The sequence below is a fragment of the Bacteroides sp. AF34-31BH genome, assembly GCF_003602795.1.
GTDB lineage: Bacteria > Bacteroidota > Bacteroidia > Bacteroidales > Bacteroidaceae > Bacteroides > Bacteroides uniformis.
The window spans coordinates 101658-125478 of sequence record NZ_QTLV01000005.1; the positions used below are offsets into that span (position 1 = coordinate 101658).

General features: G+C 45.7%; 20 protein-coding genes. 15 read left to right on the forward strand and 5 right to left on the reverse strand.

Annotated features, from left to right (window positions below; translation table 11 throughout):
* Positions 1-3 precede the first annotated feature (3 nt).
* Positions 4-1107 carry a glycosyltransferase family 4 protein gene (locus DWZ67_RS10005; protein WP_120138743.1) on the reverse strand — a complete coding sequence of 368 codons (1104 nt, stop codon included), beginning with the start codon at positions 1105-1107 and terminating at the stop codon, positions 4-6.
* 118 nt (positions 1108-1225) lie between these two features.
* On the opposite strand from DWZ67_RS10005, the gene DWZ67_RS10010 reads away from it, so the two are divergent.
* On the forward strand, positions 1226-2023 hold the full coding sequence (locus tag DWZ67_RS10010) for a DUF5672 family protein (protein ID WP_120138745.1): 798 nt from the start codon (positions 1226-1228) through the stop codon (positions 2021-2023).
* Positions 2024-2238: 215 nt separating this feature from the next.
* Here the strand turns inward: DWZ67_RS10010 and DWZ67_RS10015 are convergent, their stop codons facing one another.
* The 3 genes from DWZ67_RS10015 to DWZ67_RS10025 all read right to left on the reverse strand — a co-directional run bounded on the left by DWZ67_RS10015 (position 2239) and on the right by DWZ67_RS10025 (position 5992).
* The gene (locus tag DWZ67_RS10015; RefSeq protein ID WP_120138747.1) at positions 2239-3765 is read right to left on the reverse strand and encodes an MAC/perforin domain-containing protein; all 1527 of its coding nucleotides are present in this window, start codon (positions 3763-3765) and stop codon (positions 2239-2241) included.
* A gap of 121 nt (positions 3766-3886) precedes the next feature.
* Positions 3887-4282, reverse strand: a complete 396-nt coding sequence (locus DWZ67_RS10020; RefSeq protein ID WP_165852468.1) for a DUF3244 domain-containing protein — start codon at positions 4280-4282, stop codon at positions 3887-3889.
* Between the two features lie 147 nt (positions 4283-4429).
* Entirely contained in the window at positions 4430-5992 is a 1563-nt protein-coding gene (locus DWZ67_RS10025) for a tetratricopeptide repeat protein (protein ID WP_120138749.1), read from the reverse strand.
* 308 nt (positions 5993-6300) lie between these two features.
* Here DWZ67_RS10025 and DWZ67_RS10030 point away from each other — a divergent pair, with 308 nt between their 5' ends.
* From DWZ67_RS10030 to DWZ67_RS10050, 5 genes are all read left to right on the forward strand, one after another.
* Entirely contained in the window at positions 6301-8139 is a 1839-nt protein-coding gene (locus tag DWZ67_RS10030) for an ABC transporter ATP-binding protein (RefSeq protein ID WP_005825904.1), read from the forward strand.
* Positions 8140-8562: 423 nt separating this feature from the next.
* Positions 8563-9642, forward strand: coding sequence for a Gfo/Idh/MocA family protein (locus tag DWZ67_RS10035; RefSeq protein WP_044468789.1), 1080 nt, complete (start codon positions 8563-8565; stop codon positions 9640-9642).
* Between the two features lie 66 nt (positions 9643-9708).
* Complete coding sequence (locus DWZ67_RS10040; RefSeq protein WP_005825899.1) at positions 9709-11196, forward strand: Gfo/Idh/MocA family protein; 1488 nt, start codon at positions 9709-9711, stop codon at positions 11194-11196.
* Between the two features lie 72 nt (positions 11197-11268).
* Positions 11269-12144 (forward strand): DUF1080 domain-containing protein, encoded by an 876-nt coding sequence (locus DWZ67_RS10045; protein ID WP_120129677.1) that lies wholly within the window; start codon positions 11269-11271, stop codon positions 12142-12144.
* Between the two features lie 22 nt (positions 12145-12166).
* The gene (locus DWZ67_RS10050) at positions 12167-13069 is read left to right on the forward strand and encodes a sugar phosphate isomerase/epimerase family protein (RefSeq protein ID WP_005825894.1); all 903 of its coding nucleotides are present in this window, start codon (positions 12167-12169) and stop codon (positions 13067-13069) included.
* 93 nt (positions 13070-13162) lie between these two features.
* Here the strand turns inward: DWZ67_RS10050 and DWZ67_RS10055 are convergent, their stop codons facing one another.
* Positions 13163-13798, reverse strand: a complete 636-nt coding sequence (locus tag DWZ67_RS10055; RefSeq protein ID WP_044468422.1) for a viroplasmin family protein — start codon at positions 13796-13798, stop codon at positions 13163-13165.
* A gap of 117 nt (positions 13799-13915) precedes the next feature.
* Between DWZ67_RS10055 and DWZ67_RS10060 the strand changes: the two genes are divergently transcribed.
* The 9 genes from DWZ67_RS10060 to DWZ67_RS10100 all read left to right on the forward strand — a co-directional run bounded on the left by DWZ67_RS10060 (position 13916) and on the right by DWZ67_RS10100 (position 23787).
* Positions 13916-14518: a nitroreductase family protein gene (locus DWZ67_RS10060; protein WP_120138751.1), complete on the forward strand. Its 603-nt coding sequence runs from the start codon at positions 13916-13918 to the stop codon at positions 14516-14518.
* 62 nt (positions 14519-14580) lie between these two features.
* Positions 14581-15108 (forward strand): shikimate kinase, encoded by a 528-nt coding sequence (locus tag DWZ67_RS10065; protein ID WP_016272059.1) that lies wholly within the window; start codon positions 14581-14583, stop codon positions 15106-15108.
* 136 nt (positions 15109-15244) lie between these two features.
* The gene (gene speA / locus DWZ67_RS10070; RefSeq protein ID WP_005825878.1) at positions 15245-17137 is read left to right on the forward strand and encodes a biosynthetic arginine decarboxylase; all 1893 of its coding nucleotides are present in this window, start codon (positions 15245-15247) and stop codon (positions 17135-17137) included.
* A gap of 1 nt (position 17138) precedes the next feature.
* A complete protein-coding gene (gene argB, locus DWZ67_RS10075) occupies positions 17139-17909 on the forward strand; it encodes an acetylglutamate kinase (protein WP_044468418.1) in 771 nt (256 codons plus the stop codon).
* Between the two features lie 60 nt (positions 17910-17969).
* Complete coding sequence (locus tag DWZ67_RS10080) at positions 17970-18479, forward strand: RNA polymerase sigma factor (protein WP_008662032.1); 510 nt, start codon at positions 17970-17972, stop codon at positions 18477-18479.
* On the forward strand, positions 18469-18951 hold the full coding sequence (locus DWZ67_RS10085) for a hypothetical protein (protein ID WP_016272056.1): 483 nt from the start codon (positions 18469-18471) through the stop codon (positions 18949-18951). The genes DWZ67_RS10080 and DWZ67_RS10085 overlap by 11 nt, the downstream gene beginning before the upstream one ends.
* Positions 18952-19199: 248 nt before the next feature.
* A complete protein-coding gene (locus tag DWZ67_RS10090; protein WP_034532609.1) occupies positions 19200-20879 on the forward strand; it encodes a LuxR C-terminal-related transcriptional regulator in 1680 nt (559 codons plus the stop codon).
* A gap of 154 nt (positions 20880-21033) precedes the next feature.
* Positions 21034-21438 (forward strand): hypothetical protein, encoded by a 405-nt coding sequence (locus DWZ67_RS10095; RefSeq protein WP_057281895.1) that lies wholly within the window; start codon positions 21034-21036, stop codon positions 21436-21438.
* Between the two features lie 12 nt (positions 21439-21450).
* Complete coding sequence (locus DWZ67_RS10100; RefSeq protein ID WP_120138753.1) at positions 21451-23787, forward strand: TonB-dependent receptor; 2337 nt, start codon at positions 21451-21453, stop codon at positions 23785-23787.
* The last annotated feature ends 34 nt before the right edge of the window (positions 23788-23821 follow it).

The window sequence follows — 23821 nt, forward strand, 5'->3', positions numbered from 1 at the left end:
TGGTCAGAAGACTGCTTTTGCTACTTTCCGGTAGACAAGTTCGGTTTGGCGGGTTGCCTTTTCCCAAGAGTAAAGTTTAATCCTTTCTTTGCCGGCAAGTATAAGTCTGGTGCGTTCAGCTTCGTCGTATATCACACTTTTGATAGCTTCTACCATCGAAGAAACAGAGAATGGGTCGAAATATGCCGCTGCATTTCCGGCAATTTCAGGAAAGCAAGAGGCTTGGCTCAAGGCTACGGGGCAGTTGCAAGTGTAGGCTTCTAAAATAGGGATGCCGAAACCTTCATAATAAGATGGATATACAAATAGCAGAGCACGGTTGTATAATTCTTTCAGATGCTGGTCGTTGACCGAAATTTGCAGTGTATGCGAAGCGATGCCTATACGTGATATTAATTCTGATTCAGCCTTTGAAAACGGTTTGCCTGCACATATTAGATGTAGATGTGCATCTGTTTGATGAATTATACTGAAAGCTTCTGCTAATCGTTGGAAATTTTTGTAGGATGTCCGGTCACCAACAAACAAAATGTATCTTTGGGGAAGATGTAGATTAGGCTTGCTTATAGTGGATTGTAGACTACAACCGTGGTAGATAACGTCTATTTTTTGAGGGGATATGCCTAATGTTTCTATGATATCTTTCTTGGTATGTTCGCTAATGGCTATAATGTGATTGGCTTTTGTGATAATTTCTTTCTTCTGTTGAATAATGGATATGGAGTCTTGAAACAAGTCTGGATATTTTTCATAGGTCATGTCGTGTACGGTTATCACAAAAGGATTATTGCCTATTTGCTTAAGAAAAAGGGGATTGTAATATGTCGGATGATAGACAAATGGAGCGTGTTTCTGCATCAGCTTTAAGATTAGTTTGGCGTTGCTTTGATACAGTTTCTGTTGATGATACTTAAAGAACAAATGGGGGATGTAGATACCGTGCCTCTTGATTTTACTATTCAATAGATAATGATTTTCTGTATAGCGTACTGCAATATCGTAATTAAACTGTAAATTGGACATGATTTCACAGAAATAGCGGGAAATACCGCCGAATTTCTGCTGGTCGAAAATTTGTGAATCATATACTATAAAGGGCTGCTCCATGCTTGTCTATATATTGTAATACGATGCAAAGGTAAAGGAAAGTTTTGAAGTTCTGTGATTGAAATGATTTTTATATCTTTTATATTGTGTATTTTTGTGCCCTTCAAAGTTATAGTGTATGGATAAAAAAGATATTGTAGTAGTAGTGCCTATTTATTTACCTGCTCTATCAGAGATGGAAGCGGTGTCGCTGAAACAGTGCTTGGATATTTTGTCTGATTACTCCATAGTGATTATTAAACCAGAGAATCTGGATCTCTCAAATATACAATCTCAATTTTTACTTCCTAAGGTAGTATCTTTCCCGGACAGATGTTTCCGGGGAATTGAAGCTTATAATCGTTTAATGCTTGATGTGACTTTTTATAAAACATTTTCAAGCTATACTTATATGCTTGTTTATCAGTTGGACGCTTATGTATTTAAAGACGAATTGTTCTTTTGGGCTTCACTGGGGTATGATTATATTGGTGCACCGTGGATGCCGCACCAAAGAAAATATTGGAGGTTTCCTTCCCGTTCCGTCTGGTTTGTCCAGCGTTGCTTCTGGAGTATTTTCTATCCTAAGAATCTGCGCAGAATGAAGTACTGTTGGTTTCATGTTGGTAATGGTGGCTTTTCTTTAAGGAAAATAAGTAAGATGATAGCAGTTACAGAGCATTACAAAACTATAATTGATAAGTGCATGGCAGACAGTAATCCTTTTTTCCCTGAAGATGTCTTTTTGCTTTTGAATACTTATGATAAAGAATCTCATTTGAAACGTCCTTCTTACAAATTGGCTATGAAATTTGCAATTGAGCAAATTCCGGCATGGTCATATAGGGCAAATGGATGCCAGCTCCCTTTCGGCTGCCATAATTGGACGCATCCTGAGATGCTCCCTTTTTGGTCTCAATTCATAAAGCTCGGTTAGGAGCATGAACGTATGATTTCCTCCGGTGTGGTTTGCTCTTTCCTTGGGCCTTGTTTGATGCTTGGTCTGAAAACAGTATGAATAGAGTATAATATAACGTGAGTTCGATATAGCTGTACTATCAGCCATCACAGCCATCAGCTTCGTTCAAAACCTCTTTTGATTCATATCGAACTCACGTTAATATAGAGTTTCTGTTATGTCTTGGAGAATGGTCAGGGTTTGATTATATATCCGTCAATTCCGAAATATTGTTCACCCCATTTAGCTTTGGCATACTCTACGGTCGCATAGCTGTTGGTGTACCAAGTGTCTTTTGTGTGTGTGCTCTTGAGATGATGCAATGGTACAGTATTGGGTTGCTCGTCAGCATATACATATCCATCTATTCCATAATACTGTTCATTCCATTTCTTTTTAGCATATTCAACATCAGCGTAGCTAAAAACATACCACGTGTCTTTGGTATGTATGCTTTTCAGACGATGCATTGGTTTTGTATTGGGTGCAGGTTCTACTAATACAAATCCTAAAAAGTCAGTTAAATAATCACCGCTTACTTGATTTATATAGTTTACGTCATCTTGTGAAAAAACCCACCAGTTGTCTTTTGTGTGTGGACTTTTTATTTGAAACATTGGTTTTACCTCTATAATCGGACGAATTTTGCTTTTGATGTATTTTTCTGCAGCGTCTTTAATTTGCTGTTTTTTTATAGGGTCTTTGATGAATTCGTATATGGGGTATGTCTTATTGAAATTGATTTCTGTCAATACACAATGCGTTTTGTCAACAGACTGCTGCCATCCGCTAAGATTGAATGTGTGGTTGGTTACTCCGTCGGATGTTATTGTGACTGTGTGACCATCGTGCTGGCCGCCATACATGTTGACGTTGCATGACCAGTTACTATTTCTCCTTTGGTATTGTTCTACTTCGGTTGTAGTAGAGCTTCCGGAGAAGGAGAGGTTAACCGTTTTAATGGCACCAGTGATGCCTCCTTTGGCAATTTTGGTTTTAGACTCTACTTTTAGATTGTCGGTGATAGTTGACTTGTAGAATATAGAAAGGCGTCCACCTACATTGAAGTCGATAAGAATATGTGTTCCGAATTCTTCAATAATGGCATCAGGAGAGGCTGCAGAAAGTCTGCTCTTAAAGTATGGAGTGAGGTAGTCGGCCAAGACTGTGGGGTCTGCATAAAGTTGGTAGCGTTCTAATTGCTTGATTTGGTCGACCCGAATGTAGGTCTCTTTGGTCGTAATGGAAGTCTTATTGCTTGATTCTTTGTCAAAAGAGACATTTGCTGAAAGGCTATAGGGTACTTCCTTATTGGAGGTGTCTGTGCTGGTTGCCCCATCTTTTTTAGGATTGATTTTTGCAGCAACCGAACCACTAAAATTCGTTTTATTGATAATGTCTTTTACATAGTTCATGTAGTCTTCTCCAGCATAAAAGTTGTCTTTGATTTCACCTACATATTCCACTTTGTATAATTGGGGATTTTTCGCATAGAAACCTGCAATATCTAATACTTCGTTTTTTATGGATTGTCTGGCAAGATATTCTCCGGTTATATCATAACCGTAGCCTAATACTTGATATTGACCATCTCCCATTGACTTCGTTGTTGGCATTTGTTGGTCTTCTTGAACAAACTGCTCGTCAAAAGTGTTGGTGCAGCTAATGGCGAATATTCCCGTTGTAATGATGGGAATAAAAAGAAAATGTTTTTTCTTCATAATTTTGGAAATTAATTTAGTTTGCCTTTTGAAAGGACTGGTTTAACGCGTATTTAGTCCTTTCAATCGGTTCGTTTTATAAATTGGTGATATATGTCACTTCCTTGTCAGTTGGATGTTTCTATAGCGTGAAGCTGCCATATAGGAATGCTTCATCGGACTCTATTTGAATGGAGTAGTTGCCGCATGATTCTTCATCTAGGTTGATGCTGATATTTGTTGGAGCATCGTATGTTTCTGAATAGACGTTTTCACCGGTCGATTCGTTGATGAGGGTGATGGTGGCAGTGGGCAATGTCTCGTTGAAGTCGATGCATACTGTATTATTATATAAGTAGGCATTGGCAGTTTGGATGATACTACGAGATATAGGGGTATCTCCTTTACTAGTCGGATTTTTTCTTTTTGCTTGGATTAGGGCGATTTCTGTAAAAGGATTGTTCTCTTTTTGTGCGTATGTCACAATATTGCTTAAAAAGAATGCCACAATTAAGATAGACAATAGTTTCTTCATCATTATACATTTTTTTTGATTATTGATGGCACAAAGGTCGGCTTAATACGGCAGGATAAGTGTATAATATTGTATAATTTCGGTGTATAATGGCGTATAATATTGTATAATTGTTGTACTTGCTAATGATTGTTATGATTGGCAAGATGATTAGAGATTCCTTTTTAAAGCTTCCTTAAGAGATATCTCTTTGTGTGCAAATCCCATTTTGTTTTCTAATATGCGGTCTGCCTTTTTGTAAATAGTATCCCGTTCGCAGCTCAATATATGGCAAAAGTGGCTTATCGGGAGGTTTGTCAGGTACAGACAACATAAGTAGATTTCGTCTTCTGTCAGGTGATATTTTGATTGTAGTTCCCGGGCAATATTATTCCAACATTTGTTGGTTTCTGCAATTAGTTGTAGCCAGTCACCTTGATGCATTATTTCTGATTCTGCCTTTTCTTTATGAGAGCGGATGATTAGAGTCATCTTGTTGTATACCTCAGATTGTTCGAACAGAACAAGTCCTGCCTTATACAGCATTTCTTTCTCGGTTCGGTTATTGGGCTTTTGCTTTCTTTTCTTATAGGATAGGATGATTACAGCTACAATGAGGGTTAATGTGATTATTGATATACTTATGATAGAGTAATGGGTGTGTTTGCTGATTATGTTTTGCTTGTTGCTTGGCATCCCTTGTTCTGCGCAGACAATGGCATCGGGCTGTCTGGACTTCTGCATGCTGTCCAAATAGGCAGAGTAGTTACGTTCCATCTCTAAGGAAGTAGCTAAGTCTCCTTGCTCTTTGGCTATGTCTGCTAGATACATGTAAGCCCCGGCTTTGGTGGCATAGTCTGTTGTGAAAAGGGATTTTTGTAGGTAGTAGCGGGCAGAATCATATTGCAATATTAGGTAATATGCGCTTCCAAGTAGTTCGAAAGCTTTGTAGCATGTTGTGCGGTCTTTCTGTACGCCAAGATTCTGTTTGGCGAATTCTATAGCTTTCTCTCCGTTTTCCATCCAGTTGTATAGTTGGCATAGTGAGGAGAACACATTTTCTTTTAATTGTATGTTGGACTGTTTTTGGACGATAGCGAGTGCCTTCAACATCATTTTTTCGGCTTCGGGATAGAATTCCTCTCCTTTTTCCATTCGGATGAGTCCTCGTCGTGACAGAACTTCTGCTTGAAGAACAGAGTCCTTTAGCTGAATACCTATTTGTTGTGCCAATTGATAGCTGGAATCGGCTTGTGTATTTAGGTTTTGTGAATAGTATAGATAACCTATATTCAGGTAGATAAGACTTAACAGACGTTTCTCTCCTGCTTCTTCAGCCAAAGGTTGAGCTATAAGGTACTGGGTCATGGCTTCTTTTTTCTTTCGTGAATCCCGGTAGACGCAGCCGGAATAGTAATGGGCCCTTGCCCGCTTTTCTATGTCGTTTGTGCCGTTGTAGTAGGTCAGGGCCGATTGTATCAGGGAATCATTGGTTTGGATAATGTAGTTCTTATCTCTTGCTTCTGTCATTAATAGGCCATAATAAGCACTGTCAGCTTGGGTCTGCAGGCTGTTTGTCGGGAATGCTTCGAGCATAGATAGGGCAGTGTCCGGTTGCTGAACGATGAGCGAGTCAATTGCAATCAGGTACTTATTATAGTTCACTCGGGTATTGCAAGCAATGGACAGAAGTACGATTAGGACAGATAGGGTTGTGATAATAGCTTTTCTCATGTGGTGAACAAAGTTCTCAGTTAAGTCGGGTGCAAAGGTACATCTTTTTCATTATTTACTCATATAATTGCTTGGGCATATTGAAGTTTGAAGAAAATTGTGTGGAAGTTAGGAGTAAAGATGGAAAATAAATGAGCCGGCTATTATTAAGATGACAATGTATGAGTGTACATGGTGCTGGAGAAGTATGCAAGGACACAAAAGAAAGTAGAGAATGTGGGCATTTAGGCAGAAATAACCTGAAACCCTTTTCCATTCCCTCGTTTTCTTGTATCTTTGCGACCTCATAATTCACTTAACTACAAGCAATGAAGGAATTCCTACAACTGATGCGGCGCTTTGTGTCGCCTTACAAGAGATATATCGGTTGGGCAATCGTGCTCAATGTGCTGTCCGCTATATTCAATGTCTTTTCATTCACACTGCTCATTCCTATTCTCAATATCCTTTTCAAGACAGGGGAGAACACCCAAGTGTATCACTTCATGGAGTGGGGAAGCGGTAGCTTGAAGGAAGTGGCGGTGAACAATTTCTATTATTACGTCACTCAGATGATTGAGACACACGGGCCACAGATGACATTGCTGTTCATGGGGCTCTTCCTTGCTTTCATGACCATGCTGAAGACCTCCTGCTATTTCGGCTCTTCTGCCATTATGATTCCCCTTCGTACGGGAGTGGTACGCGATATCCGCGTGATGGTCTATTCCAAAGTGATGCACTTGCCGCTCGGCTTTTTCTCTGAAGAAAGGAAAGGGGACATCATTGCACGTATGAGCGGTGACGTAGGCGAAATTGAGAACTCCATTACCAGTTCACTGGATATGCTGCTCAAGAATCCGATCTTGATTCTGCTTTATTTTTCCACTCTGATTGTAACCAGCTGGCAGCTGACTCTGTTTACTGTCCTGGTATTGCCGGGTATGGGCTGGCTGATGGGAAAAGTCGGCAAGAAACTGAAGCGTAAGTCGTTGGAAGCCCAAGGAAAATGGAGTGATACCATGTCGCAATTGGAAGAGACGCTTGGCGGACTGCGTATAATCAAGGCTTTTATAGCAGAAGACAAGATGGTGGACCGTTTTAAGCAATGCAGCGACGAGCTGCGTGATGCCACCAACAAGGTAGCCATCCGTCAGTCGTTGGCACATCCGATGAGTGAATTCCTCGGTACGCTGCTCATTGTATTGGTACTGTGGTTCGGTGGTCTGCTTATTCTGGGCGACGGCACTTCCATGGAAGCATCAACGTTCATCTTCTATATGGTGATTCTGTACAGTATCATCAATCCGTTGAAAGACTTTGCAAAGGCAGGATACAACATTCCAAAGGGTCTGGCATCCATGGAACGTGTGGACAAAATACTGAAAGCCGAGAATCCCATTAAGGAACCGGTAAACCCGTTGCCGCTGCACGGGATGAATGACCGGATTGAATTTAAGGACCTCTCCTTCAGTTACGACGGCAAGCGCGAAGTGTTGAAGCACGTCAATCTGATGGTGCCCAAAGGACAGACCATTGCACTTGTCGGCCAGTCCGGTTCCGGCAAGTCGACATTGGTGGATTTGCTGCCGCGCTATCACGATGTGCAGTTAGGTGAGATTACAATTGACGGTGTGAATATTAAGAATTTTCGCATCCACGACCTGCGTGCGTTGATAGGAAACGTGAACCAAGAGGCCATTCTGTTCAATGACACCTTCTTCAACAACATTGCCTTCGGTGTGGAAAATGCAACTATGGAGCAGGTGGTCGAAGCGGCAAAGATTGCCAATGCCCACGACTTCATCATGGAGACCGAACTCGGTTATCAGACCAACATTGGCGACCGTGGCGGCAAGCTTTCCGGCGGACAGCGCCAGCGTATCAGTATTGCCCGTGCCATCTTGAAGAATCCGCCTATCTTGATACTCGATGAGGCCACTTCAGCACTCGATACCGAAAGCGAACGACTGGTGCAGGAGGCTCTGGAACGGCTAATGAAGACCCGTACCACGATTGCCATCGCCCACCGCCTTTCCACCATCAAGAATGCGGATGAGATTTGTGTACTCTATGAAGGTGAAATCGTGGAACGTGGTAAGCACGAGGAACTTCTCGAGAAGAACGGCTATTATAAGAGACTGAATGATATGCAGTCTCTCTCATAGAAATAAAATTCTGCGTACTTTGCTTCCACCCGCTTGTGCTAGGCTGTTATGACTAAATAGGAAGTTAATTTCCTGCAAACAGCCTATTAATTCTTCTTTCTCTTCTATATTTCTTACGCAGAATCTATGATGCAGGTGGGTGTTGACGGCTGCCGGCAGAGTGTTTCACGGCTGTTAGGCGATGATGAATAAAGAGTGTTCTTTTACCTTTTACGCTTTTTTAATATCTGCTTGCTTCCATTCTATCACTAATTATCCTATTTTTGCAAAGAACACATACATAAACATTGCAAATATCATGAAAAAATTATATCCAACGTCTACGACGACAGCTACTATGACTATCAGTCCAAGTACTCTTAATCATGTAATTCAATCGACCCCGATAATACTATAACTGTAAATATTTAATATTCGCCTACCATGAAAATAAAAGTTGGTTTGATAGGGTTCGGCAGAATGGGGCAAATGTATTGGGAGGAAATGCAGAAAAGCGGTCGATGGGACATCGCATATATCTGCGATACCGATCCGGCCTCCCGAGAATTGGCAAGAAACCTTTCCCCTTCATCCAGAATCATATCCGATGAACAAGAAATCTTTGATGACCAGAGTGTAGAAGCTGTTGGTCTTTTTGCATTGGCAAATTCCAGAAAAGAACAAATAGAGAAAGCTGTCCGGAGCAATAAGCATATCCTGACGGAGAAACCCATTGCCGATACCATTGATAAGGAATGGGAAATTGTGGACCTGATTGAAAAGTATGATCGCATTGCCGCTGTCAACCTTTATCTGCGGAACTCCTGGTATCACCAGGCTATGAAGCAGTTTATCGATGAAGGCGAGATTGGCGAACTGGCTATCTTGCGCATCTGCCACATGACTCCGGGATTGGCGCCGGGCGAGGGACACGAATATGAGGGTCCCGCCTACCACGACTGCGGCATGCACTACATAGACATTGCCCGCTGGTATGCCGACAGTGAATACAAGACCTGGCATGCCCAAGGCATGCGGATGTGGGACTACAAGGACCCTTGGTGGGTACAGTGCCACGGTACGTTCGAGAACGGCATCGCCTTCGATGTCACACAAGGCTTCGTCTACGGACAACTCTCCAGAAACCAGACTCATAATGCATATACGGACATTATCGGTACAAAAGGTATCGTGCGCATGACGCATGATTTCCGGACTGCCGTAGTGGAGCTTCATGGCGTGAACCGTACGCTTCGCCTGGAGAAGCCGTTTGGCGGGAAGAACCTGGATAAGCTATGCAATATTATGGCCGACTCCATCGAGAGCGGGAAACGCGATCCGAGATTGCCGCAGATGCGAGACTCGGCCATTGCTTCCCAATACGGATGGACCTTCCTGGAGGATGCGCGCCGCCACGACCTGCCCGGCATAGGCGACTTGCAGACGCTGGAGGAAATCAGGGAGCGCCGGAGGCATATGAAAGAAGGTTACGGACTGCTCCGTCCGAAGAAGACGGTAGTCTGATGCCTACTGTAATTAAGGATTGTTTTAAAACTCATTATATTAACCGATTTTAAAATCTAAAGAACCATGTCGAAATTTACAAGAAGAGAATTTCTTAAGACCGGAGGTTTAGCTTTGGCGGGTCTTACCATTGCTCCAAGCAGCATTTTGGGTAAGAGCCACGGACACGTGCCTCCCAGTGACCGTTTGAACATTGCTGCCGTAGGTATCGGCGGTATGGGACACACCAACATCAATCATGTGAAGGCTACGGAAAATATCGTGGCGCTTTGTGACGTAGACTGGCGCTACGCGAAAGGTGTGTTCGATGAGCTTCCCAATGCGAAGAAGTATTGGGACTATCGTAAGATGTACGATGAGATGGGCAAGGACATCGATGCCGTTATCATCGCTACTGCCGACCATACACATGCCATCATCACTGCTGATGCCATGACGATGGGCAAACACGTATATTGCCAGAAGCCGTTGACGCACTCTGTATACGAGTCCCGTCTGCTTACCCGCCTGGCTGCTTCTACGGGAGTAGTTACCCAGATGGGTAATCAGGGTTCCTCGGACGAGGGTACCGACCTGGTATGCGAGTGGATATGGAACGGCGAAATCGGTGACGTGACGAAGGTGGAATGTGCTACCGACCGTCCCATCTGGCCGCAAGGATTGAATGTTCCTGAAAAGGAAGACCGCATTCCCAAAACCTTGAACTGGGATTTGTTTACCGGTCCTGCCAAGATGAATCCATATAACGAAATCTATCATCCCTGGAACTGGCGCGGATGGTGGGATTATGGTACGGGTGCTTTGGGCGATATGGCTTGCCACATCCTGCACCAGCCGTTCAGAGCTTTGAAGTTGCTGTATCCTACCAAGGTAGAAGGTTCATCTACATTGTTGCTCAATGCCTGCGCTCCGCAAGCACAGCATGTGAAGCTGACTTTCCCCGCACGTGAGAATATGCCGAAGGTGGCTATGCCCGAAGTGGAAGTTCACTGGTATGATGGTGGCATGATGCCCGACCGTCCGAAAGGCTTCCCCGAAGGAAAGCAACTGATGCAGAGCGGTGGCGGTCTGACTATCTTCCACGGAACGAAGGATACGCTGATTTGCGGTTGCTACGGACAGAACCCGTGGTTACTTTCTGGCCGCGTGCCCAATGCACCGAAGGTTTGCCGCCGTGTGCCGAAGGCTATGAATGGCGGTCATGAGATGGACTGGGTACGTGCTTGTAAGGAAAGTCCTTCCAGTCGCGTAATGCCTAAGTCTGATTTCTCCGAAGCAGGACCGATGAATGAAATGGTGGCAATGGGTGTATTGGCCATCCGTCTGCAGGGCCTGAACAAGACACTGGAATGGGACGGAGCCAACATGCGCTTCACCAATATCGGCGACGACGAGACATTGCGTACAGTCATCAAGGACGGCTTCAAGATACACAACGGCCATCCGAGCTTCGACAAGACATGGACAGATCCGGTAAATGCCAAGGCTTTTGCAGAAGAGCTCATCAAGCATAACTACCGTGAAGGCTGGAAGTTGCCCGATATGCCCAGATAAACATTAAAAAGAGCACCGGAACCTGGTTTCCGGTGCTCATAAACGAATACTAATTATTTAATTTTTCAGATTATGAAGAAAATATATTATCCTTTGGCTTGCTGCCTTATTGGCGGTATACTCGCTTCTTGTGGCGGCGGTGCAAAAAAATCGAACGCTACGGAGGAAGCAGCGGCTCCTACTACTACTGCGGTGTCTTATTCCAAGTCTCTGAAAGCGCCTGAAACGGACAGCTTGAACCTGCCGATTGATGCGGACGGTTATATCACTATCTTTGATGGAAAGAGCTTGGACGGATGGCGTGGATACGGTAAGGACAAAGTGCCTTCCAGATGGATTATTGAGGATGGTTGCCTCAAATTCTGTGGAACCGGTACCGGCGAAGGACAGACCGGTGAGGGCGGTGACTTGATTTTCGCCCATAAGTTCAAGAACTTTGAGCTGGAACTGGAATGGAAGATTTCCAAAGGTGGTAACTCCGGTATCTTCTATCTGGCTCAGGAAGTTACTTCAAAGGACAAGGACGGCAACGAAGTGTTGGAACCCATCTATATCTCTGCTCCCGAGTTCCAGGTGCTGGATAACGCCAATCATCCGGATGCCAAACTGGGTAAGGACAACAACCGTCAGGCTGCTTCCTTGTACGACATGATACCGGCTGTTCCGCAGAACGCCAAACCTTTCGGCGAATGGAACAAGGCAAAGATTATGGTATACAAAGGTACTGTAGTTCACGGACAGAACGATGAAAACGTACTGGAATATCACTTGTGGACTAAGCAATGGACTGAAATGTTGCAGGCAAGCAAGTTCAGCGAAGAGAAGTGGCCCTTGGCTTTCGAACTGTTGAACAACTGTGGCGGCGAAAACCACGAAGGCTTTATCGGTGTGCAGGATCATGGCGACGATGTTTGGTACCGCAACATCCGTGTAAAGGTTCTCGACTAATTCCTTCTAAAAAGATAGTACTATGAGAATCAAACATATGATGATTTTGTCAGCACTGTGCTTATCCATGATGGCCACAAGCTGCAGCAGCCACAGCACGGAAACGGCGCCGGAAACGACGAAAAAGGAAGTAGCCATCCAGCTCTACTCTGTAAGAGACTTGGTGAAGGACGGCAGTAACCTCGACCAGATTCTGAAGGATTTGGCTGATATGGGCTATACCAGTGTGGAGGCCGCCAACTACAATGACGGTAAGTTCTACGGCAAGACTCCCCAGGAGTTCAAACAGATGGTGGAAAAGAGCGGTATGACCGTGCTTTCTTCGCACACTACCCACGGGTTGTCGGACGAGGAACTGGCTTCGGGCGACTTTACGGAAGCCTTGAAATGGTGGGATCAGTGCATTGCTGCCCATAAGGAGGCCGGTATGGAGTATATCGTGACTCCGTATCTCTCCGTTCCCAAGACATTGAAAGACTTGCAGACCTACTGCGACTATTACAATGAAGTGGGCAAGCGCTGCCAGGCTGCCGGTTTGAAATACGGTTACCACAATCATGCCCATGAATTCCAGAAAGTGGAAGACAAGGAGCTGATGCTGGACTACATGCTGCAACACACCAATCCCGAATATGTATTCTTCCAGATGGACGTTTACTGGGTAGTGCGCGGCCAGAACAGCCCGGTGGATTACTTCAACAAGTATCCCGGACGTTTCACCATGCTCCATATCAAGGATCACCGCGAGATTGGGCAGAGTGGTATGGTAGGTTATGATGCTATCTTCAAGAATACGGATACTGCTGGCGTGCGCCACATCGTAGCTGAGATTGAGAAATACAGCTGCCCCGTAGAAGAGAGTGTGAAGCAGAGTCTTGACTACTTGCTTGATGCTCCTTTCGTGAAGGCATCGTATAGCAAATAAAACATGATGGCGGCTATTCATTCATAAGCTCGGCCGCATCATTTTCTTGACGCGGGCACAACCGGATGAAGAATCCGGGGTGCCCGCGTTTTTTTACTTCCTTCCGAAGTCGGCCGGAATTTCCCCCCATTGCTTTGTCTCCCATTTTAGGATGCGGGTGGTGTAGGTGTTTTCGCGCAACCACTTCTCCGCACGTTCTATTAGGTGGAAAAGCTCTTCGGTCTTGGCGTCGCGCGGCAGTTTGGTCTTGCATTTTTTCTGTTTTATCCAGTTGATGGCGTTCACGCTGTCACTGTAGATGGGCATGTCGAAACCTTTCTGTTTCAACAAGGCAAGTCCGTGGACAATGGCGAGGAATTCGCCGATATTGTTGGTTCCATACATCGGCCCGAAGTGAAAGATTTCCTGACGGCTGGCGACGTGTACTCCCCGGTACTCCATGGCACCGGGATTTCCGCTGCAGGCGGCGTCTACGGCAAGGCTGTTTTCCGCGACGGCGGTGGGAAGGGGAGCGTCGGCGCCGGGAATAGTCTTGGCAGGAGAGGGAGCCGACCGCTTGATGTACGTGTACGGCGAAGAGGCAAAGGCTTTTTCCGCTTCCTCGCGTGATTCGAACGACTTGTATTTTGCTCCTTCGTAGCCTTTGGTCTGTAGTTGGCAGTCTGTCCAGGAAGTGTAGATACCCGGGCTGACTCCCGCCCATACGACGTAATATTTTTCTTTCTTCATAACTGCGGACAAAGGTAAAAAAGAAAATCCGAACAACTTAACTCTTTTATTTGTTTCTTTGTATGGCGGATATAAAATAAATAAGAGAAAACTCAATAAAAAAAGAAAGGACAAAAAATGAAGAGAACATTTGCAGAAGCCATGGCGCATCGCCGTAGTTATTACTCTATCGGCAGCGATTCGTCGGTGCTGGATGAAGAAATAGTACACATTATTCGTGAAGCCGTAAAGAATGTGCCGTCAGCTTTCAATTCACAGTCTACAAGAATTGTATTGCTGCTGGGCGACGAACATAAGAAATTGTGGAACATTGTGAAGGAAACCCTGAAAGCACGCATCTCTGCCGAGGCTTTTGCCAAGACGGAAGCCAAGATTGACGGCTGTTTTGCTAGCGGACACGGTACTGTGCTCTATTTTGAAGACACTTCTGTAGTCAAGAAGCTGCAGGAAGCATTCCCTTCCTATAAGGATAATTTCCTCACTTGGTCACAGCATACCTCCGCTATGCACCAGTTTGCCATCTGGACTATGCTGGAAGATATGGGGTTGGGCGCCTCCCTGCAACACTATAACCCCTTGATTGACGACGAGGTACGTCGCACCTGGAACCTGCCCGACGACTGGATGATGATTGCACAGATGCCCTTCGGTACACCCACCGGTGAACCGGGAGAAAAGGAATTCGAAGATTTAAGCAAGCGTATCAAAATTTTTCTCTGATACAGAGGCGTTTTCAGCTTGGAATTGCTACCTTTGCAGGAAACCTGTAACTCGTAGCAGATATGATACGTATTTTCTTGACCGGCTACATGGGAGCCGGTAAAACTACTTTAGGAAAGGCTTTTGCCCGCGAAATGAATGTGCCGTTCATTGATTTGGACTGGTACATCGAAGAACGTTTTCACAAATCAATCCGTGAATTGTTCACCGAGCGGGGAGAAGCCTCTTTTCGTGAATTGGAGCGGAACATGCTGCATGAAGTAGGGGAATTTGAGGATGTCGTGGTCTCTACCGGCGGTGGTACTCCTTGTTTTTTTGACAATATGGAGTACATGAACGGTTGCGGGCAGACGGTGTTCCTGGATGTACACCCCGATATTCTGTTCCGCCGGCTCCGGGTGGCGAAGCAGCAGCGCCCCATCCTGCAAGGCAAGACGGACGAGGATTTGCGCACCTTCATTGTGGAGGCGCTGGCCAAGCGTGCGCCTTTCTACTCGCAGGCCCGTTATCGTTTTGATGCCGGTTATCTGGAAAGCCGTAGCCAGATTAGCGAATCCGTGCAACGGTTACGCCAACTTTTAGGACTTTAATCCCTTGTAAATGTGTATTTTTCAGTCCGAGGAGCTGGATATATTAGATTTATGTGTATTTTTGTCGCCCCCTTTAATAAGACACACTATAGTGGGAAAATAGTAAATTGTAAATAGTCTAATAGTAAATGTACTGATGAGAAAATGGCGTATTGAAGATTCAGAAGAGCTGTACAACGTAACTGGTTGGGGCACTTCGTACTTTGGTATCAATGACAAAGGTCATGTTGTGGTGACACCGCGTAAGGATGGAGTTGCCGTCGATTTAAAAGAGTTGGTGGACGAGTTGCAGTTGCGCGATGTAGCGGCTCCGGTCTTGGTGCGTTTTCCCGATATTCTGGACAACCGCATCGAGAAGGTGTCCTGCTGCTTCAGACAGGCAGCCGACGAGTACGGGTATAAAGGAGAGAACTTTATTATCTATCCCATTAAAGTGAATCAGATGCGTCCCGTGGTAGAAGAGATGATTAACCATGGGAAGAAGTTCAATCTGGGGCTGGAAGCGGGTTCAAAGCCGGAGTTGCATGCTGTGATAGGGGTCAATACAGACCCGGGTTCCCTCGTGGTTTGTAACGGATATAAGGACGAGAGCTTCATTGAACTGGCACTGTTGGCACAGAAAATGGGCAAACGCATTTTTCTTGTTGTAGAGAAACTTAATGAGTTGAATCTTATTGCCAAGATGGCGAAGCAATTGAAGGTGAAACCTAATATCGGCATTCGCATTAAATTGGCTTCCAGTGGAAGTGGCAAATGGGAAGAAAGCGGAGGAGATGCCAGCAAGTTCGGACTGACATCCAGTGAACTGCTCGAAGCGCTGGACTTCTTGGAGAAAAAAGATATGAAGGACTGTCTGAAGCTGATACATTTCCATATCGGCAGTCAGATAACCAAGATACGCCGCATCAAGAATGCTTTGCGTGAAGCTTCGCAATTCTTTGTGCAGCTGAACAAGATGGGCTTCAACATCGAATTCGTGGATACCGGTGGCGGTATGGGAGTTGATTATGACGGTACACGCTCTTCAAGTAGCGAAAGCTCCGTCAACTATTCCATCCAGGAATATGTCAACGATGTGGTGTCGACTTTCGTCGATGTTGCCGACAAACACGGGTTCCCTCATCCCAATATCATTACCGAAACGGGACGCAGCCTGACTGCCCATCACTCCGTGCTTATCTTCGAAGTGCTGGAAACGGCTTCCCTGCCCGAAATGGACGACGACTGGGAACCGGGAGAGGATGCTCACGAACTGGTGAAGGAACTGTATGACATCTGGGATAATCTGAGCCAGCGCAGTATGCTGGAACCTTGGCACGATGCGCAGCAGATACGCGAAGAGGCACTCGACCTTTTCAGCCATGGCATCGTCGACCTGAATACGCGTGCACAAATAGAGAAACTCTACTGGAGTATCTGCCGCGAAATCAACTCCATTGCCAGCGGCATGAAGCACTGCCCCGAGGAATTCCGCAAGTTGAGCAAGCTGCTTGCCGACAAGTATTTCTGTAACTTCTCGCTGTTCCAGTCATTGCCCGATTCCTGGGCCATCGACCAGATGTTCCCCATCATGCCCATACAACGGCTGGATGAAAGACCCGACCGCGAGGCTACCTTGCAGGATATGACTTGCGACTCGGACGGCAAGATTGCCAATTTCGTCAGCTCGCGTGCCGATACGACCACCCTGCCGTTGCACTCGTTGCGCGACAAGGAACACTACTATCTGGCGGTTTTTCTGGTCGGAGCTTATCAAGAGATTCTGGGAGATATGCACAATCTGTTTGGTGATACGAATGCCGTGCATGTGTCTGTCAATTCCAAAGGCTACACCATCGACCAACTGATTGACGGCGAGACGGTGGCTGAGGTGTTGGACTACGTGCAATATAATCCTAAAAAACTGGTACGTACGCTGGAAACTTGGGTGACGCAGTCCGTCAAGGAAGGGCGTATCTCTGTGGAAGAAGGGAAGGAATTCTTGTCTAATTACCGTTCCGGACTGTACGGATATACTTATTTGGAATAAAATGGAGAAACTGACTGTAATAAAGGTGGGTGGCAAGATTGTAGAAGAGGAAGCCACCCTCTATAAGTTATTGGATGACTTTGCAGCCATCGAAGGCTACAAGGTCTTGGTACACGGAGGCGGACGCTCGGCCACGAAGCTCGCTGCCCAACTGGGTATTGAAAGTAAAATGGTGAATGGCCGCCGCATCACTGATGCCGAAACGCTGAAGGTGGTGACCATGGTGTATGGCGGACTGGTGAATAAGAATATCGTTGCCGGCTTGCAGGCGCATGGTGTCAATGCACTGGGCTTGACGGGAGCCGATATGGATGTAATCCGTTCGGTAAAGCGTCCCGTGAAGGAGGTGGATTATGGGTTTGTGGGCGATGTGAAGCAGGTGAATGATGCTTTCTTGGCAGACCTCATTCATAAGGGTGTGGTTCCCGTGATGGCTCCGTTGACACACGATGGAGACGGGCACATGCTGAATACGAATGCCGACACTATTGCCGGAGAGACTGCCAAGGCTTTGGCGGGCTTGTTCGACGTTACTTTGGTATTCTGCTTTGAGAAGAAGGGGGTGCTGCGTGACGAGAACGACGATGATAGCGTGATTCCACAGATAACGCCGGAGGAATTCAAGCAATATGTGGCAGATGGTGTGATTCAAGGTGGCATGATTCCAAAATTGGAGAACTCTTTCGAGGCGTTGGATGCCGGTGTATCCGAAGTCGTAATCACTTTAGCATCAGCCATCAACGGGAACGGTGGAACCCGTATTAGAAAATAATTCAAAAAAAACGGCAATAGGCTGTAACTTTCTGAATACTTAACCGTCAATTTATTAGAGATGCAAGAACTCAGCTTTCGCAATGACATTCTCCCGCTGAAGGATAAGCTCTTTCGGTTAGCCCTAAGAATTACGTTCGATAGGGCAGAGGCAGAGGATGTTGTGCAGGAAACGCTGATAAGGGTTTGGAACAAGCGTGACGAGTGGTCGCAGTTTGGTTCTATCGAGGCCTATTGCTTGACAGTGGCAAGGAATTTGGCAATAGACCGTAGCGAGCGAAAAGACTCCCGCACCGTGGAGTTGACCCTTGAAATGGAGCAGGCCTCCGATGCATCGAGCCCTTACGAAAAGCTGGTGAACAAGGAACGAATGACGTTGATACACCGGCTGATGAACAAGCTTCCCGAAAAACAACGGTTGATTATGCTGCTTAGGGATGTGGAAGGTAAGAGCTATAAAGAAATAGCAGCAGTCCTGAACTTGACCGAGGAGCAGGTAAAAGTGAACCTCTTCAGGGCGCGGCAAAAAGTGAAACAAACGTTTATTGATATAGAAGGTTATGGACTCTAAATATATAGAACAACTCTTGGAACGCTACTGGCAGTGCGAAACTTCTTTGGAAGAGGAGGCTGAATTGCGTGCTTTCTTTAGCGGAAGCGATGTGCCCAAGCACTTGCTTCGCTACAAGGATTTGTTCGTATATCAGCAGCTTCAGCAGGAAGTGCATCTGGGTGAGGATTTTGATGCCCGGGTGCTTGCCGAAGTGGAAGTTCCGGTGGTCAAGGCAAAGCGCCTGACATTGACTGCACGCTTCATGCCGCTGTTCAAAGCCGCCGCAGTAGTAGCAGTGGTCCTTTCGATGGGGAATGTGATGCAACATTCATTTTTCTCGGATGTAGAGGAGGTGGCCGCAGCCGATACTATCGGTAAACAGATTTCCGCACCGTCGGTAGCTCTCTCGGGAGATGTGGTCGTGTCTCATGAGAAGCAGGTAATGGACAGCCTGCGCCGGGTGGACAAGGAACTGGAAATCAAGGAATAGATATTTTCATTTGCTTTTAAAATAACATTTTCATTTGCTTTAAACATAATAGTTAGTGTGCTTTATTAAAACAACTTGAGGCTGTGAAGTTTCAATTCTCTCAAAATCTTATAAAAACTAACTAAAATAGAAGGGACGCTGCGTGATGCAGCGTCCCTTTATTGTTTTGCCTGCGAGTTATTATTTACAGTATATATAGTTTGGAATCTACTGTTTTTTTTCTCAACTTTACTCGCTCCAAATATATAATGGAGACCATGAGAAACATACTATATATCTGTATAATGCTTTTAGGCATTATGTGCTTCGTTGGCTGTAATGACCATAATGGCCACAAAATACTTTTGGCGCGGACCGATTCTTTGTTACAGAACCGTCCGGACAGTGCGCTAAAGTTGCTTAATTCCATAGAGAAGGATGTTGGATTTTCAGAAGCGGAATGGATGAAGTTCGTTTGGAACTGTGCGCAGGCCCGCTACCGTATGGGTATGTCATTGGTGGAAGATTCGCTGCTTCCCGGCGCGATACACTACTATCGTGAGCAGAAAGACTCTTCCCGTATGTTGGATAGTTACCTGCTTGAAGCCTCTTATTATAAATGGATGAAGCAGGAGGAGCGCATGGATGAAGCGATTGAGAATGGCTTGGACTATGCCATAGCCCGGAAAGACACCTTCTGGCTTCTTCTTTTTTATCGGGGAAAGGCAGAGGTGGCTTATCAGAGAAATGATCACTCCCAGGTGATAGAGCTGATGGAAAAGATATTGCAATACGCTGATAAACTGTCTGTCCGAGAACGTAGTTCCGTATTCTATAACTTAGGACTTAATATGGCGTTGATTAACCATCCTTCTTCTTCTGATTATTTTGAACGGAGCATCGATATGGCATTGGCGGCAGCCGATACGGCTTCGGCTTGTCACTATATGAGGAACTATGCCACAGCGCTTGCCAATAACCGCGAATACGTCAAATCCAATGACCTCCTGCGCCGTGTCAAACGTCTGATGCCGGCAGTGGGTAACCATGTGATGCTGCAAATTACCTTTGCCGAAAACTTTCTCAACCTTCATCAGCTTGATTCTGCCCGTTACTACTGGAACCAGGCATGGGCCAATGAACAGAATCACGGAGGAGATAAAGCCGAAGGCTTCTCCGTACGCAGTGCATTGGTACAGCTGAAAACCGTTCTGGACTATACTTCCGGTACACCTTTGGATATTATCACCTTCGGCAGGTTTGCCGACTCCGTCAGAGTTGAGATGAGGGACCAGAACAGTGTAATAGAGCAACAGCTGGAGACCAAGAACAATCTTCAGCGGTTGAACTACGAGCTGATAATCAAGCGGCAAAAGACGCGGATGTATTCTGTACTGGTTGCCGTTCTGCTTGTCGGGGTGCTGCTGTCCTTGAGTTTCTATATCCGCAACAGAAGGAAACGCCTTGCCGAAGCCGAAGAACGTATTGATACACTGACCCGTCTACTGGAAGATGCCCAGAAGGCATCGGATAACCAAGAGGAGAATAGCGACGCTTTCTTCAAGAAGTTGCTTCTGCAGCAGCTGGGTATCATACGGCTTGTTGCCAATACACCTACCTCACAGAACCAGGCATTGCTGAAACTTATCTCGGGCATCAGCAATAAGGAGATTCCGGTGGAAGGACTGCTTGCCTGGGCGGACCTTTATCCGGTAATCGATAGACTATACGACGGATTCTACTCCCGCATGGTGGAAAGATTCGGACAACTCTTATCCGATAAGGAAGTGCAGATATGCTGCTTGCTCTGTGCAGGTTTCTCCACCAAAGAAATCGGAGTGGTGACCCAACAGACAAGTGCGACCATCTACGTGCGTAAAACTTCCATCCGAAAGAAGATAAATGCAGGCGAAAAGCAGGATATTGTGGAGTGCATAAGAGTCATTTAGACCGGAAGAAGTCGGATTAAGACTTTTATAATATATTGTTGTTGATAATCAGAACTTTAAGTATTGAGTGTTAAGACTTTTAATAGTGCGATTTAGTAGGAGTTAAGCGACTTTTCGCCTTAACTTTGCATCAAATCAAAAAACAAAAAGTCTTATGAAAAGTACATTCAGAACAATGACAATCGTAGCGTGTTTTGCACTTGTATCTCTTACTTCATGTTACTTCCCCGGAAGCGACCAGTATAAAATAAAGTCGGCAACTAAGGAATATGTTAAGTCGCAGTTAGGTGAAGGTGAGAAATTCCGTTACGGATACCTGGAGCGTAAGTGCGGTCGTAACGTAGACGGCAAATTTTGCAAGTATGCCGAAGTGCACTATGAGGTAATAAACGCGTCGGGCGAAATTTCAGAGAAAATGCTCTTTCTGTTGATGTCGGAACATTGCGATTCCGTATTGGATATCTCGGAGGAGAGAGACAAGGAGTGGACCAATAAAGAATCTCTTTCGTCAGAAGAGATAAAGGCAATCATCGAGTCAGCTTTAAAAGACAAACTCTAAACGCCGACATTTATGAAAAAGATTCTTGTTATAGCTATCATATACCTATTGGGTAGCTTTGCCGCAGCGGCGCAAACAGTGAAAGTGAACGGTACGGTAATAGACGAGCAGAACCGGCCGGTGGAATTTGTCAATGTAGCCCTGATTTCCTTACCCGACTCTTCATTCGTTACGGGAAGCACTACGAATGGAAAAGGTAAATTCATTCTGAAAACCGCCACCGGTTCAGATTTCCTGCTGAAATTCTCCTACATCGGTTATATCGACGAGCAGATTGTCATCAAGAACCCCCAAGGCACTGTAGAGATGGGGAATATCATCTTGAAAGAACAGTCGGTAGCGCTGGACGAGGTGGTGATATCGGGCAGCAATATCACGCAGAAAGTAGACCGCATGGTTGTAGTACCTACCGCCACTGCCATGAAGAATTCCTACAATCCCTACGACCTGATGCTGAACCTTGCCATTCCGCACTTGAAGGTGGATGCTCTTGGCAAAGGCCTGGAAGCCAATGGCGGTAGTGTACAGACACGTATCAACGGTATTGTGGCTACCTCCACCGAAGTGGCAGCCCTCCTGCCCAAGGAGATTGTAAGAATAGAATTCATTGAAAATCCGGGAGAGCGCTATGGCGACAGCAGCCTGGGGGCTGTGGTAGACATCATTGTCCGCCGCCGCGAAACGGGCGGACTGGTCAATATACAAGCCACTAATGCTCCCCACATATTGTTTAGCGAGGACAATGTGGTGGCCAAGTTCAATCATAAAAAGTCACAATGGGGATTGTTCTATAACTTGTCTGCCCGTAACTTCAAGAAAACGTATACGGATATAGATGAGACATATGTGTTGGAAAATAAGACGATACATCGTGTGCAGGAGGGGCTTCACGACCAAAACAAGCACTTTACCCACAATATCGACCTCTCTTACAATCTGACGGAGCAGGATAAGTACGTATTCAACGTCGTGTTCCGCAACAGTATCTATGATGCTCCCTCTCTGAACCAGTCGAACAAGCTGTATGATGCTGCGGATGCCGATAACTATATCTTCTCCGGACTGAAGAACAAGCAGTCCGGCTACACTCCTTCGCTCGACCTTTATTACCAGCGTACATTACCGAAGAATCAGATGCTTACGATGAGCGTGACCGGTACGCTGATGCACACCGACAATAACAGGCTCTACCACGAATATACTCCTCAAGCCGAAGACCTGGCGATGCTTGAAACCGATGTGACGGGAAACAAGCGTTCCATCATCGGTGAAGCCATCTACGACAAGCGTTTCAAGTCCCTCGTATTCAGTTCCGGATTGCGGCACTACCGGATGTATGCCAGGAACGAGTATGCAGGCTCCTCACCCGTCGTTTCGGAAATGAACCAGGCAAAGACAGCGGCGTTTGCCGAGGTGCAGGGAAATATCAAGAAAGTGAGTTATGGTGTGAGTGCCGGATTGACCCGCTCTTATTTCAAGGAAGGAGGGGAGGAACATACCTATTACACCTTTACCCCCACTGTCCGTCTGAACTTCTCGCCGCACAAGAACGGCAACATCAACTATCGGTTCAATGTCGAACCCAAGATTCCTTCGCTCAGTGCGTTGACCAATGTGGAGCAGGCGATAGATACCATCCAGATAGTACGCGGCAATCCGGCATTGGAGACTTACAGTGTCTTTAACAATACGTTGAACTACTCCTATATGAAGCAGAAGTTCGTCTTCATGCTGAATGTGACACATGGCTATCACAAGAATATCATCATGGAGAGTGTGTTTGCCGAGGGAGACAAGTTGGTTTCGATGAGCGAGAACCAGCGTTCTGCACAGTTTCTGCGCTTTGGCCCTTCTTTCACATTCCGCGGACTGAACATTGGTAGTCTGAAGAATTTCCTGACGCTGAGTATAGATGGTGGATTTACACGTTACTGGTCTAACGGCAATACCTATACCCATACGTATAATGACTTCTATTACAATCTGGTTGCCGTGTTCAATTATAAGCAGTTCTCTCTGTTGGGACAATTCAGTAAAAGGGCGAACGAACTGATGGGCGAAACGATTTATAAGGGCGAGAATCAGACTGCCATTCTGGCCACTTATACCCACAAGCGCCTGCAGCTGGGGGTAGGGATGATGTTCCCGTTCACCAACAACTACAAGACGGGTAAGGAACGGGTAAGCAAAGTGGCACCCTATACCTCGTGGAGCCATGCGAAAGAGATAGGACAGATGGCGGTTATCAAGCTGAGTTATAACTTCGAGTTCGGCAAGCGTTACAAATCATCCGACAGACGCATCAATAACAGCGACAATGAGTCGGGTATTCTGAATGTAGATAAATGATAGTTGTTCCCGTGCTTCGGAGATGTGGGGCGTA